Source organism: Limnoraphis robusta CS-951, from assembly GCF_000972705.2.
This window is the reverse complement of the sequence record NZ_LATL02000286.1, coordinates 1-12,119: the sequence shown is the minus strand read 5'-3', so window position 1 is coordinate 12,119 and position 12,119 is coordinate 1. Positions and strand designations below refer to the sequence as shown.

The window sequence follows — 12,119 nt, the reverse complement described above, 5'->3', positions numbered from 1 at the left end:
AGAGTGATGTCTAAAAAGTAATGAAAAGAAACCTTGCGACTTTAACCCAAACGGTCTACGATGTCCTGATTATTGGCGGCGGAATCTACGGCGCAAGTGTTGCTTGGGAAGCCAGTTCACGGGGTTTAAGCGTCGCCTTAGTCGAACAATCTGACTTTGGTGGCGCCACCTCAGCAAACAGTTTAAAGACCATTCACGGGGGATTGAGATATCTACAAACGGCGGATTTGAAACGGATGCGAGAGTCGATTTCTGAACGCACAACGTTAATGGGAATTGCGCCCCATCTCGTTCATCCCCTCCCGGTTCTCATTCCCACTTACGGACATGGAACGAAGGGAAAAGAAGCTCTTTCTATCGCTTTAAAACTCAACGATCTTGTTAGTTTTGATCGCAATCGACTTTCAGATAAACAAAAACATCTCCCCAAAGGTCGTGTCGTTTCTAAAACCGAATGTCAACAATTAGTTCCGGGTTTAACGATAGAGGGATTAACAGGAGGAGCAGTTTTTCACGATGCCCAGGTGTACAATTCTGAACGACTCACCCTGGCGTTTTTACACTCAGCAGTTGAGCAAGGTGCAGATCTTTCTAATTATACCAAAGTGACCGGATTTTTACAACAGGAAAATCGGATTACTGGCGTTAAAGTTGTAGATGTTTTAACGGGGAATTCCTTTGAAATTCAAGCCAAAACGGTTATTAATACCAGTGGGCCTTGGGTGAATCATGTTTTAGGTTTAGTCAAACCTCAACCCCCTCAACATCAAATGGGTTTAGCCCAGGCGATGAACGTGATTACTCGCCCTTTATTTAATCATTATGCAGTCGGTTTACCGGGTAAAGGACGCTTCTGGTTTGTCTCTCCCTGGCGAGGAAAATCGATGATTGGGACTTGGCAAGGAATCGAACCTCAAAACCCCGATGAATTTAAAATTTCCGAAGAATCGATTCAAGGGTTTATCAATCAAATTAACGAAGCTTATCCACCCGCTCAATTAACCCGAGAAGATATATTATTTGTACATCAAGGTCAGCTTCCTTACAAGGGAATTGATCCGAAAACAGGCGAACCTGCGATGCTTAAACAGTATCAAATTCGAGATTTTACCGCAGAGGGACTGACTGGATTAATCTCAGTCGTGGGAGTGAAATATACAACCGCTCGTGATGTGGCTCAAAAAACGCTGGATTACCTGTTTAAATCTTGGGGTCAAAAATCTCCCCCGTCTGTATCCGCAACAACACCACTTTATGGGGGAGAGATTAGCAATTTTTCCGCTTTCTTACAACAGGCAATCACAACGAAACAGTCCGAGGGATTTGCATCGGAGACGATTCGGAGTTTAGTCTATAATTACGGTTCTGTTTATCAAGATGTGTTAGGCTATTTAAAGAAATTACCTCAGCCGAGTTCATCGGATCATGCGGTTCTCAAGGCACAAGTCTTGTATGCTGTTGATTATGAAATGGCACAAACCCTAAGTGATGTTGTGTTTCGGCGAACAGAACTGGGTAGTGCAGGTGAACTAGACGAGAGTTCTGTACAGTTATGTGCGGAAACAATGGCTGATCTGTTGGGCTGGAGTTCAACTCAAATCCAGCAAGAACTCCAACAAGTGAAAAATATAAGTAAGCATCATACTCCTATTTTATCTGGTGTTTAATTAATTTTAATTATGCCTTCTCCCATCGCTCACGCTGTTTCTGGATACGTTTTATCGGAATTATTTCCCCTAAAATCACGCCCTTTTCATCAAGGAAAGCGGTATCATTGGGAATCTTTTGCTGCGGTTTTCATTGCGATCGCCGCAGACTTTGATTTTATCCCCCAATTACTAACAGGAGAACGATTTCATCGAGGGTTAACCCATACCCTACTTTTTACCGTTGGCTTAAGTCTGGTTATCGGTTTATTGGGAAGTCGCTTCAAGAAGTTCTCCGCCCAAAAATTAATCGGGTGGACATTGATTATTTATGGTTCCCATTTACTCTTAGATATCTTTACCGCAGGCGGGTCAGGTGTACAAATATTCTCGCCCTTTTCAGACGTTTCTATTCAATCTTCTTTACCCCTGTTTCCCGGCGTTCATCATTCGAGAGGACTATTTGATCTCAGCCATTTAGTCTTTATCGGTTGGGAGTTGGGTTACTCTGGACTGGTTCTCGCCGGATTATGGTTTTGGAAACAAACCCAATCTCAAAAATTTGTGGAGTAGAATAGTAATACCATTTCTTTCTAATTATGCAACTTTTTTCGATCCCCCCGCCTGCGGCTTCCCCCCTTAGTAAGGGGGGCTGGGGGGGATAAATTAGATGCAGCTTCATAAAGAATTGGTATAAGATAAAACTTACCCAGCCAAACTTCAACAAATCCCATTGTGAGCCTTAGCGATGACCTCCCTATTAGCCAAATCGATTGACTCTGCTCATCCTTTAATTCTAGCAGATGCTCATGTTCATATCTATAACTGTTTTTCCCTCGAACAGTTTCTCAATTCAGCCTTTGAAAACTTTCAAAAAACAGTTGCTAAACTGCCCGGTAAACTTCCCTCTTTTTCCCTGTTATTCTTGACAGAAACAAGTGGCAATAACTGGTTTAAAACATTAGTAGACTATGCAGAAAAACAGCAAAAGATAGAAGACTGGAAATTTAAGAAAACATCTGAACATGAGTCTATTTATGCCGAAAATCCCCAACAACAGGGGATGTTTTTAATTGCAGGTCGTCAGATCATTACCTCGGAAAATTTAGAGGTTTTAGCCTTAATCACCGATCAGACTTTTACCGATGGTTCTCCCCTTCCAGAAACCCTACAAATGATTCGAGAAGCAGGCGGTTTACCCATCCTTCCTTGGGGTTTTGGAAAGTGGATCGGACGACGGGGAAAAGTATTAAGTAACCTGTTGAAGTCTGATGATGCTTCTCCGTTATTTTTGGGAGATAATGGCGGACGTCCTATTTTTTGGCGTCGTCCTGCTTATTTTCAACTCGCAGAAGCCAAAGGATTAAGAATTTTACCCGGAACTGATCCGCTTCCGCTTACTTCGGAAATTACTCGACCCGGCAGTTTTGGATTTCAGGTTCGGGGTTCATTTAATCAACAAGAACCCGGAAAAAGTATGAAAGAGATTTTACTTCGTCCTGAAACGGTTGTGCATCCTTACGGCTCTTTACAAACCCCTTGGAATTTTATTCGCAATCAAGTTCAAGTTCGCTATCAAAATCAAGAATAAAGCGGTGAATATTCGCATAAATTAAGTAACAGGGTGAAAAAGATGATTGTTAATTCAAACTTTCCAGAAACCGCAGATATAGAAACTTCTTCAGAGGGTTATGCTTCTCGGTTTTCCGGTGCAGTTGGAACTTGGATGCTGAACATTCAAACCGAAGCAACATTACAAATGCTTCAAGACTATCCCCAGGCGACGGTTTTGGATGTCGGGGGCGGACATGGACAAATCACCGCTCCTTTAATTGAAAATGGCTATCAAGTTACAGTATTAGGAAGTTCTGAGGTTTGTCAAGCAAGAATTCAGCCTTGGCTAGAAACTAATCGCTGTTCCTTTCAAGTCGGAAATGTTCTCGATTTACCCTACCCGGATAACGCCTTTGATGTGGTGATTAGTTATCGCTTTTTAGCTCATGTGACGCAATGGGAAAAATTCTTAAGTGAACTGACGAGAGTGGCAAAAAAAGCGGTAATCGTTGATTATCCAACCGTTCGCAGTGTGAATTCCATTGCACCCTATTTATTTAAACTGAAAAAAGGATTAGAAGGCAATACTCGACCCTTTATTTCTTATCAAGAATCTACGCTGCTTAACTACTTTAAAGCCGTAGGTTGGCAACAAACGGGACGTTATGCTCAATTTTTCTGGCCGATGGTACTGCATCGTACCCTGAAATCTCCTGGACTTTCATCTCAACTTGAACAATCTATGAGAGTATTGGGATTAACCTATTGGTTAGGTTCTCCCATTGTTGCTAAATTTACACCCCGTTAACCTCCAATTCTCAAGTTAAGATGACACTCACCGAATCTCAATATAAACTTCCTCCTGGCTCCCGCGCTCTGGTTACGGGAGCAACTGGTTTTACAGGTTCAGTTCTGGTTAAAAAGCTGATTAATCAAGGGATTGAAGTTGTTGCAATTGCCCGTCCGAGTTCCAATTTAGAATCCTTTGCGGGAATGCCCATTCAATGGCTAAAAGGCGATGTATTTGATGAAGAACTGATTAATAAAGCCATAGAAGGCGTTAACTATATTTTCCATATGGTGACACCGTTTAGAGAAGCAAAATCACCCGATATTGGCTATTATAACGTTCATGTTCTCAGTACCCAACTTTTAGCAAAAGCTGCCCTCAAACAACCAGATTTTAGACGGTTTGTTCACGTTTCAACGATTGGGGTTCATGGTCATGTTGACAATCCCCCTGGAGATGAAAACTGTCCTTTAAAACCCGGAGATGTTTATCAAGAAACTAAACTTCAGGGAGAACAATGGATTCAAGAATTTGGTCAAAAAGAAGGCTTACCGATAACTGTTGTTCGTCCGGCTGGAATCTATGGCCCCGGAGAAAAACGTCTTCTGAAAATCTATAAATGGGTTGCTAAAAAATGGGTACCCGTGATTGGAAATGGAAGTAACTTACTGCATTTTATTCATGTCGATGACTTGACGGACTTTTTTATTGTTGCGGCGACTCATCCAAAAGCTGTTGGGGAAGTGTTTATTTGTGGAAGCAAAGAAGCCATGACGTTTAAAGATATGGTGGCTTTAATTGGGGGGTATTACGGCGTTTCTCCCAAATTTATTAAAGTTCCTGCGGCACCTGTTTTTGCCATTGGTGATTTCTTTGAACTCATTTTTCGTCCCTTGGGAATTGAACCGCCTATTTATCGACGGCGATTGGCTTTTTACACCAAAGATCGTTCTTTTAATACCTCAAAAATGAGAAATTTAGTTGATTTTATTCCGGCTCATTCTGATGAAGAAGGATTAAAAGAACTGGCTCAATGGTATCTTGATAACGGTTGGATTTCCCTGAAAAAATCTTAAGATTAAATCCTAGAAGGAATAGAAAAAAATTATCATGGTAGCTCCCGATGAACAGCAACGAATTGCCAAAGTTCCGCTTTCCCAACAGCTCAATCAAACTCAGTCTTCTGCTTTAAAACGATATCAAGAAAAAGCGGTTGGTACGACTCAATTAATCCCTTTTTTATCCTATGAACTCACAACTTTATTGTTTGGGAATTTACCAGGAGCTTTAGGCTACATTACCCGCAAGATGTTCTATCCTCGTCTGTTTAAACAGGTGGGGAAAAGTGTGATTTTTGGGAAGGGAATTGTTATCCGTCATCCGGGAAAAATTAGCTTGGGAAATGGGGTGGCGATTGATGATTATGCCCTGCTGGATGCGAGTGGCGCAGGTGAAGCGGGAATTAATATTGGAGATTCGGTTATTATCTCTCGAAATTGTGTGATTCAGGGTAAAACAGCCCCCGTTACAATTGGCGAAAAAACGGATATTGGTTGTAATACCATTCTAACTTCGGGAGGGGGGATTTTTATTGGTCGTTCTGTTTTAATTGCGGCGAATTGTTATATCGGAGGTGGACGTTACATTACAAACCGTTTGGATATTCCGATGATGGAACAGGGCGTTTATACAAAAGGGCCTGTTGAAATTGATGATGATGTTTGGTTAGGTGCGGGTGCGATTGTGCTTGATGGTGTTAAAATTGGCAAGGGCTGTATTGTGGGAGCGGGTGCAGTCGTCACGAAGAATTTACCTGATTATTCTGTTGCTGTTGGAGTTCCCGCTAAAATCATCCAAAACCGTCAAGATACTGTTAGCAATTGATAGGTTTTAAAAGGTAATCGACTGCACAGAGAAACGATGAAAATTGAAAAATATCAGTTTGAAGATCAGTAAATTTTAGCTGACTTCCTTTACGATTAATCTAATCCTAGATCAATTGTGAAAAACTTGGGAAATCCTAGACTACAAAAAGCCTAAGATTCCCAATTTTTTTGCAAAACTCTGTTCTATAGCAACAGAGTAAACTCTCAAGTTCAGACAGGAATCTCAAATCAGAGTTGCTCTGATGGGACGGGTTCTAGAAAGTTTTTGTAACGCATTCGGAATAGCAAAATCGCGATGCAGGGTATGATTACTCCGATGCCAATTATTGGAGTTAATCCATATAGCAGAAGAGAAGGAATCGCCGTCACAACTAAACTAATAATGGCGATGAAGCCAATATTTTTACTCGCCTGACTATATCCAATTTGAGCTAGAATTCTCAGGCTTAAAGTCGCGAGTATACATTCACTCAAAAAGGTGGCGAAGGCTGCACCCATTGAGGCGTAATGGGGAATTAGGAGAGCGTTAATTAAAACGTTAGTGGAAGCCGCAGCCATTAAAATTAGGGGCAGCTTTTTCTCATGTCCAGTTGCTTGGAGAAACTGATCAGCAATATTTCCGAACATTTTAATCGCCAAACTGGGTAGGAGAATCGATAAGGATGTGACAGACTGTGAAAATTCATCACCGTAGAGAATATTAATTAAATGAGTCTGAATCAAACCCGCGACTACAATAGCAGGAATGACAACGAGGAGTAACAAACGAGCCGCTTTGAAAATTTGCTCTGGCAACTTGTCTGGCTCAGTCGTATAGTATCGAGCAAACCGAGTGAAAATGACATAAAAAACGACTCTAGGTAGAGCCGAGAACATTTCTAAAACTCGATAAGATGCACTGTAAAAGCCTGTTTCCTCCCCTGTTGAGAGAGACTTGAGCATGACAACATCAACCTGATAGTACAAAATCCATAATACCCCGGACAAGGCAAACGGATAGGCAATTTTTAGGGTGTTTATTAATTGTTGTCTGCTGACGGGAGAGTATATTTTGATCTGGCGACTGAGATAATAAACTAGCCCAATAGTATTAGCTGCCCGAACCATTACAACAGTAGCAACCACCAAAATTAGGTTTTCTGTTTGAAGTAATACCGCAGTTGCAATTGCCACAACTGCTAATCGTTCAACGCCAACTGCAACACTTTCAGTTCTAAACCATCCTAGACCCTTAATTGCTCCCCGTAGTGTCATTATAGCGGCGCGACAAACTTCCGAAATAACCGCTAAATAACACACAATTAAGACTTCATTTTTGTAACCTAATAAAAGAGCAAGTGGTAACAGAATAATCAGAACCCCGATAGAAGTTAATCCTTCGAGTACCAGAAACAAAACAGTTGATTGCGTTGCTTCATCTGGATGGGCTGCAACTTCTCGTGTCAGCAGAGTGGGAAGTCCAAACTGAATGAACAAAGATAATATTGCGGCTAAAGCGATCGCTGCTGCAAAAATCCCATACTGTTCTGGCCCTAAAACCCGAGCGATGGTAATATAGAAAGCAAATGTTAGAGCTAAAGTAGCCTCTCCTATTAGGGCATAGAGATAAGAAAAGTCTAAACGAGCCAGTAATTTTTTCATAGAGACGAGCAAAAAGTCACAAAATCAAAGGTTGCAGCAGGATATCGATGATTCACAGGGAAACATTAACTTCTGGACTCCCAGAGCATTTGAGCATTAAGAGAGTAATCAGAGGCTATCAATTAATCTTCCCTTTTTATAGTTTAAGTTGAGATTTTATATTGTCAAATTATTGATCTTTTTTGGCTCTTTAAAAAAAAAACAGATGAGCTAACCCGATTGTCTGGCTCAATTTTTACCAGAAATAACCCTGAAAATCTATGCTAAATTCAATTGATGCTACAATTAGTTATAGAAGGGTGTAGGACTCCGGTTGAGGATTTTGAGAACGCTAGTTAGCAGCTTCAACTGTTAGATCTCAATTTCTTCATATGGTGTTTCAGCATTTTACCCCCTAGCTCTTAGCCTGTGTATTCAGAACAACTTGCTTACTATCTTTACAGAGCAATCGGTTAACGAGTCAAAAACTCTATAAACATCCGAAAAGTAAGGAATTAAGCATTGATGACAATAGACTGATTTGAGAGGGAACAATTATCGATGTATTCCAGAAAAATTATTCAACCTGGTGCAGAAACTCCTAACGTTTCATCTTTGAAAAAGCCTGAAATTACAGTTGCAGTTGTAACTTACAATGGCAAAAATGTAATTCAACGCTGTTTAGACTCCTTACAGTCTCAAACTTACAAACCTGCTAAAATTCTCGTGATCGATAATAATTCGACCGATCATACACCAGAATGGGTAGAAGATCATTACTCACAAATTAAAGTCATTCGTTTAGATTCTAATCGTGGCCCGAACCCGGCTAGAAATCAGGGAATTCTCAATACACCGGATGATCATTTAACCTTACTGGTTGATGATGATGCCATCCTTGCAGAAGACTGTTTAAGTGAATTAGTCAAAGCATACTATCGTTATCCAGAAGCAGCAATTTGGGCGCCCCGTCTAGTCTATCATGATCAACCTGATATGATTCAACATGAGGGAGTATTCATTCACTATACCGCAGAAGCGATTTTACTGAATAGTGATAAACCCCTCAATCAAGGTGTAAAAGATATTACACAAGTTCATGCCGTTTCTGGAACTTGTTTGCTCGTTTCCAAGTCAGCCGCAGAAACTATTGGATTATTTGATGAAGATTATTTCTTTGGACGCACAGATGGAGAATTTAGCTTCAGACTAACAACATCGGGTCATCAACTCTACACGGTTCCCCGTGCAATTTGCTATCATCGAGTTAAAAAGCGGGGTCTTTCAAAAGTGTTTTATCAAGTGAGAAATAGATGGTATTTTATTTTGACAATCTATTCCTTACGCACGTTAATGGTATTGATGCCTGCTTTGCTGATCTATGAAGTTTCTCTGATTGCGTTTTTGATGTTAAAAGGGAATATCATTACATATTTTCAAGGGATTTTAGCCGTGATTGCATCTTTGCCTAAACTTTTTAAAAAACGCAAATTAGTTCAATCTCTCAAAACCGTTTCAGATCGAGAACTCCTGAAAAATGAATCGATGTATATGAGAGATGATTTACTGAAAAGTAAAGCTCAGGCTTTCTTTAAATCTAAGTTGGATCAGTTCTTTAAAATCTACTGGAACTTAGTATATCCCTTAATTTAGACAAGGCTGCCTTGCAAGGCAGGAGGAAATCTCGGGGTTTAGGCGGGGTAAAATATCCGTCTAAACGAATAAACTTCTGCCTTTTTTCATAAAATATGGAACTGAACTGCCCTATTTGAGTCTAAAGATTTTAGTGGCTGCCGAAAAAATATAGCAGTCAGCCTAATTTAACCACCAAGACACAAAGAAACAAAGAAGTTGTCAACACGGTTTCTGCTGATTGTTATAGCGCTACGCGCTAGGCAAGAGGCAAGAGGCAAAAGGCAAAAGTTAGACTAAAAAAGGTTTTCAGCTTTTACATAAGTCCTAACCATAATGCGTAGTGCTATATAGGAAATAAAGTGAATCTTTTCGTCAATTTTATCAACCTTGGCAACCATTTAGAGATGGGGTTTAGGCTGGGAGTTCCGTTATAGAATTAACGGATAATAGCTTGGTCTTGGTCGAGCAATCAATTTGAGAGGAATCAAAAACAATTTATATTTCTTAACCCCAAGCGATCGCGACTTTGTTAGAATTGAATCCGATTGACAAATTTGATCTCAATCACTTATTAATATTCTCAGTCTACCCGGAATTCTAACAACATGAAACGTCGCATTCTTTTAAGTTATGCTGCCACTGCTACCGCCACGACTGCTGCCCTTGCTGCTTGTAGCCCTACCAACACCACAAGCACCACTGCTGGAGCGTTACCGAATGTGCGTTGGAAAATGGCAACCAGTTGGCCGACTTCCCTCAAAACCCTCTACGGTGCCGCTCAGAGAGTCGCACAAAGAGTTAGCGAAATGACCGATGGACGGTTCACCATTCAAGTCTTTGCGGCGGGTGAAATTGTACCGGGGTTGCAAGTTTTAGATGCCGTTCAACAAGGCACTGTTGAATGTGGTCACTCTGCCAGTTATTATTATATCGGAAAAAATCCCGCTTTGGCATTTGGAACGGCCGTTCCCTTTGGATTAAATGCTCAACAACAAAATGCTTGGCTCTATCATGGTGGCGGATTAGAGTTAATACAAAAGCTTTATTCTGACTTTAATACGATTGCCTTTCCGTCGGGAAATTCCGGCGTACAAATGGGCGGATGGTTCAAGCGAGAAGTCAATAAGGTCAGTGATTTACAGGGCTTAAAAATGCGAATTCCTGGCTTGGGTGGAGAAGTATTATCGCGTTTGGGGGTGAATGTTCAAGTTTTACCGGGTGGAGAAATTTTTCTAGCCTTGGAACGAGGTGCAATTGACGCAGCAGAATGGGTAGGGCCGTTTGATGACGAAAAGTTAGGCTTAAACAAAGCCGCTAAATTTTATTATTATCCAGGCTGGTGGGAACCCGGTTCAACTTTTGATTTACAGATTAATTTGACGGCTTGGAATAAGCTCCCGAAAGAATATCAAGAAATTGTCAAAGCTGCATCAATACAAGCGAATATGGAATGTTTAGCTATCTATGATACTGAAAACCCTATCGCCTTAAAACGGATGATGGAAGGCGGAACCCAACTCAAGGCTTTTAGTTCAGAAATTATGACAGCCGCTCAACAACAAGCCTTTGCCATTTATGAAGAAAATGCTAGTAAAGATGCTACCTTTAAAACGGTTTATGAACAGTGGAAAAAGTTTAGAGAAAGTATTTACCCCTGGAGTGCAGTCAGTGAACTCGCCTATGGTAATTTTACAATGGGTCCAGCATTACAATCAATCACCGGAAAAAGTTAAGTGATTTTACCTGATCTATTGGTAGGATGGGCAGTATTCATCCTACTCTGAATTTAGATGATGAATTTAGGAGAAAGATTATGAGTGCAATTGAAAAAAACTGCGTTGTGGTTCCGTTTGACTTTGGGGAACTCTCCCTCAACGCCGTTCCCACCGCTTTAGAATATGTAAAATCCCCCCAACAAGTTCATGTCATTCATGTGTTAGAACCCCTTCCTTCAACCGATCCGGCGATGGTTTGGAACACCTTAGATGATGATCAACGCAAAATTAATGTTCACAAAGCATTAGAAAAAGCGTTAAATCACCCTGAATATCAAGGGATTAAAATGTATGTTGAGATTGGACATCCCATCGAAAAAATCGTTGATTTCGCTCAGGAAAAAAACGCGGATTTAATTGTCATTCCAACTCATGGTCGGTAATTTCCCCTGTCTTGAATCTCTTCTCAGTTAAGGCTTTCAGAGGTTAAGGCTATTTGGGTGTAAGTAGGATTCACTCCAAACTCACTCCAAAAGTGGTTGTTTGATGACTTGAGACTCAAAGTTCAGGGACAGATAACTCGGTTCTGTGACCTGCATAATTTTTGTAAATTATCTCCGCACTATTACCTACCCACTTAGCAACATCCTTTGCATCTACTCCTTTCTCAAGGCAGAGGGTGATAAATGTGTGTCTGGTCTGGTACGGCTTCCTATACTCAATCCCTAAGCTGTCAAGCACTTTGACCCACACTTTGCGGAAAGAATCTGTGCTGAATACCTTGCCTCGGGTTGAGGGCAATACTAGACCTTGAGTAGACTGACGGGTTGACTGAATTTCTCTCAGTAACTTCTGAACCTGATTGTTGCAGGGAAACACCCGCTTTTTCTGGGTTTTAAGCCCCTCAACTTTTTCCAGACCTTCAACAGCCGCTACTATGGCATTTCTGAAAGTTATCTTACTTAGGTCGTCTGAGATGTCTTCCCAAGTCAGGGCGATCGCTTCACTCGGTCTACAGCCAACATAAAAACAGAAGGCAACGTAATAGTAATAATGAGGCTGTTGTGAGCGGGTTCTAAAAGCTTCTATGATGGCGTCTCGCTCAAGACTGGTAAATGGGTTGATATCGGTTTCTTCATCCTCTGATTTCTTGATCCGCTTTCTGGCTTTCCCTGCCATTCCTTCAAAGGGTGAACGGGTAAGCTCAACTCGCTTAGATTCAACAGCCCACTTTAAACAGGCGTTGAGCTGAACCATTAAGCGCCTGCAAGTG

11 protein-coding genes are annotated in these 12,119 nt (G+C 41.0%); 9 read left to right on the top strand and 2 right to left on the bottom strand.

All coding sequences use genetic code 11. The annotated features are described in order from the left end of the window. The first annotated feature begins 20 nt into the window (after positions 1 to 20). The 6 genes from WN50_RS24165 to WN50_RS24140 all read left to right on the top strand — a co-directional run bounded on the left by WN50_RS24165 (position 21) and on the right by WN50_RS24140 (position 5,874). Positions 21 to 1,667: a glycerol-3-phosphate dehydrogenase/oxidase gene (locus tag WN50_RS24165; protein ID WP_046281008.1), complete on the top strand. Its 1,647-nt coding sequence runs from the start codon at positions 21 to 23 to the stop codon at positions 1,665 to 1,667. Positions 1,668 to 1,679: 12 nt separating this feature from the next. After that, the gene (locus tag WN50_RS24160; RefSeq protein WP_046281007.1) at positions 1,680 to 2,219 is read left to right on the top strand and encodes a metal-dependent hydrolase; all 540 of its coding nucleotides are present in this window, start codon (positions 1,680 to 1,682) and stop codon (positions 2,217 to 2,219) included. Positions 2,220 to 2,394: 175 nt separating this feature from the next. Then, entirely contained in the window at positions 2,395 to 3,237 is an 843-nt protein-coding gene (locus tag WN50_RS24155; RefSeq protein ID WP_046281006.1) for a hypothetical protein, read from the top strand. A gap of 42 nt (positions 3,238 to 3,279) precedes the next feature. Then, entirely contained in the window at positions 3,280 to 4,008 is a 729-nt protein-coding gene (locus tag WN50_RS24150; RefSeq protein ID WP_046281005.1) for a class I SAM-dependent methyltransferase, read from the top strand. Positions 4,009 to 4,028: 20 nt separating this feature from the next. After that, on the top strand, positions 4,029 to 5,066 hold the full coding sequence (locus tag WN50_RS24145) for an NAD-dependent epimerase/dehydratase family protein (RefSeq protein ID WP_046281004.1): 1,038 nt from the start codon (positions 4,029 to 4,031) through the stop codon (positions 5,064 to 5,066). A gap of 34 nt (positions 5,067 to 5,100) precedes the next feature. Next, complete coding sequence (locus tag WN50_RS24140; protein WP_046281003.1) at positions 5,101 to 5,874, top strand: acyltransferase; 774 nt, start codon at positions 5,101 to 5,103, stop codon at positions 5,872 to 5,874. A 230-nt stretch (positions 5,875 to 6,104) separates the two neighbouring features. On the opposite strand, the gene WN50_RS24135 is transcribed toward WN50_RS24140, so the two are convergent. Further along, entirely contained in the window at positions 6,105 to 7,517 is a 1,413-nt protein-coding gene (locus tag WN50_RS24135; protein WP_046281002.1) for a flippase, read from the bottom strand. A 540-nt stretch (positions 7,518 to 8,057) separates the two neighbouring features. On the opposite strand from WN50_RS24135, the gene WN50_RS24130 reads away from it, so the two are divergent. The 3 genes from WN50_RS24130 to WN50_RS24120 all read left to right on the top strand — a co-directional run bounded on the left by WN50_RS24130 (position 8,058) and on the right by WN50_RS24120 (position 11,289). Then, positions 8,058 to 9,149, top strand: a complete 1,092-nt coding sequence (locus WN50_RS24130) for a glycosyltransferase family 2 protein (protein ID WP_046281001.1) — start codon at positions 8,058 to 8,060, stop codon at positions 9,147 to 9,149. Between the two features lie 587 nt (positions 9,150 to 9,736). Then, the gene (locus WN50_RS24125; RefSeq protein ID WP_046281000.1) at positions 9,737 to 10,864 is read left to right on the top strand and encodes a TRAP transporter substrate-binding protein; all 1,128 of its coding nucleotides are present in this window, start codon (positions 9,737 to 9,739) and stop codon (positions 10,862 to 10,864) included. Positions 10,865 to 10,944: 80 nt separating this feature from the next. Continuing rightward, positions 10,945 to 11,289: a universal stress protein gene (locus WN50_RS24120; RefSeq protein WP_049561040.1), complete on the top strand. Its 345-nt coding sequence runs from the start codon at positions 10,945 to 10,947 to the stop codon at positions 11,287 to 11,289. Positions 11,290 to 11,404: 115 nt separating this feature from the next. Here WN50_RS24120 and WN50_RS24115 read toward each other — a convergent pair. Continuing rightward, positions 11,405 to 12,119, bottom strand: a 715-nt coding sequence (locus WN50_RS24115) for a tyrosine-type recombinase/integrase (protein ID WP_049561037.1), incomplete at its 5' end; no start/stop codon positions are given.

What these genes read in the sequence shown, in the direction of transcription:
- WN50_RS24155 (WP_046281006.1), top strand. Translation starts at nt 2,395, where the DNA reads ATGACCTCCCTATTAGCCAAATCGATTGACTCTGCTCATCCTTTAATT.
- WN50_RS24165 (WP_046281008.1), top strand. Translation starts at nt 21, where the DNA reads ATGAAAAGAAACCTTGCGACTTTAACCCAAACGGTCTACGATGTCCTG.
- WN50_RS24140 (WP_046281003.1), top strand. Translation starts at nt 5,101, where the DNA reads ATGGTAGCTCCCGATGAACAGCAACGAATTGCCAAAGTTCCGCTTTCC.
- WN50_RS24160 (WP_046281007.1), top strand. Translation starts at nt 1,680, where the DNA reads ATGCCTTCTCCCATCGCTCACGCTGTTTCTGGATACGTTTTATCGGAA.
- WN50_RS24150 (WP_046281005.1), top strand. Translation starts at nt 3,280, where the DNA reads ATGATTGTTAATTCAAACTTTCCAGAAACCGCAGATATAGAAACTTCT.
- WN50_RS24120 (WP_049561040.1), top strand. Translation starts at nt 10,945, where the DNA reads ATGAGTGCAATTGAAAAAAACTGCGTTGTGGTTCCGTTTGACTTTGGG.
- WN50_RS24125 (WP_046281000.1), top strand. Translation starts at nt 9,737, where the DNA reads ATGAAACGTCGCATTCTTTTAAGTTATGCTGCCACTGCTACCGCCACG.
- WN50_RS24130 (WP_046281001.1), top strand. Translation starts at nt 8,058, where the DNA reads ATGTATTCCAGAAAAATTATTCAACCTGGTGCAGAAACTCCTAACGTT.
- WN50_RS24135 (WP_046281002.1), bottom strand. Translation starts at nt 7,517, where the DNA reads ATGAAAAAATTACTGGCTCGTTTAGACTTTTCTTATCTCTATGCCCTA.
- WN50_RS24145 (WP_046281004.1), top strand. Translation starts at nt 4,029, where the DNA reads ATGACACTCACCGAATCTCAATATAAACTTCCTCCTGGCTCCCGCGCT.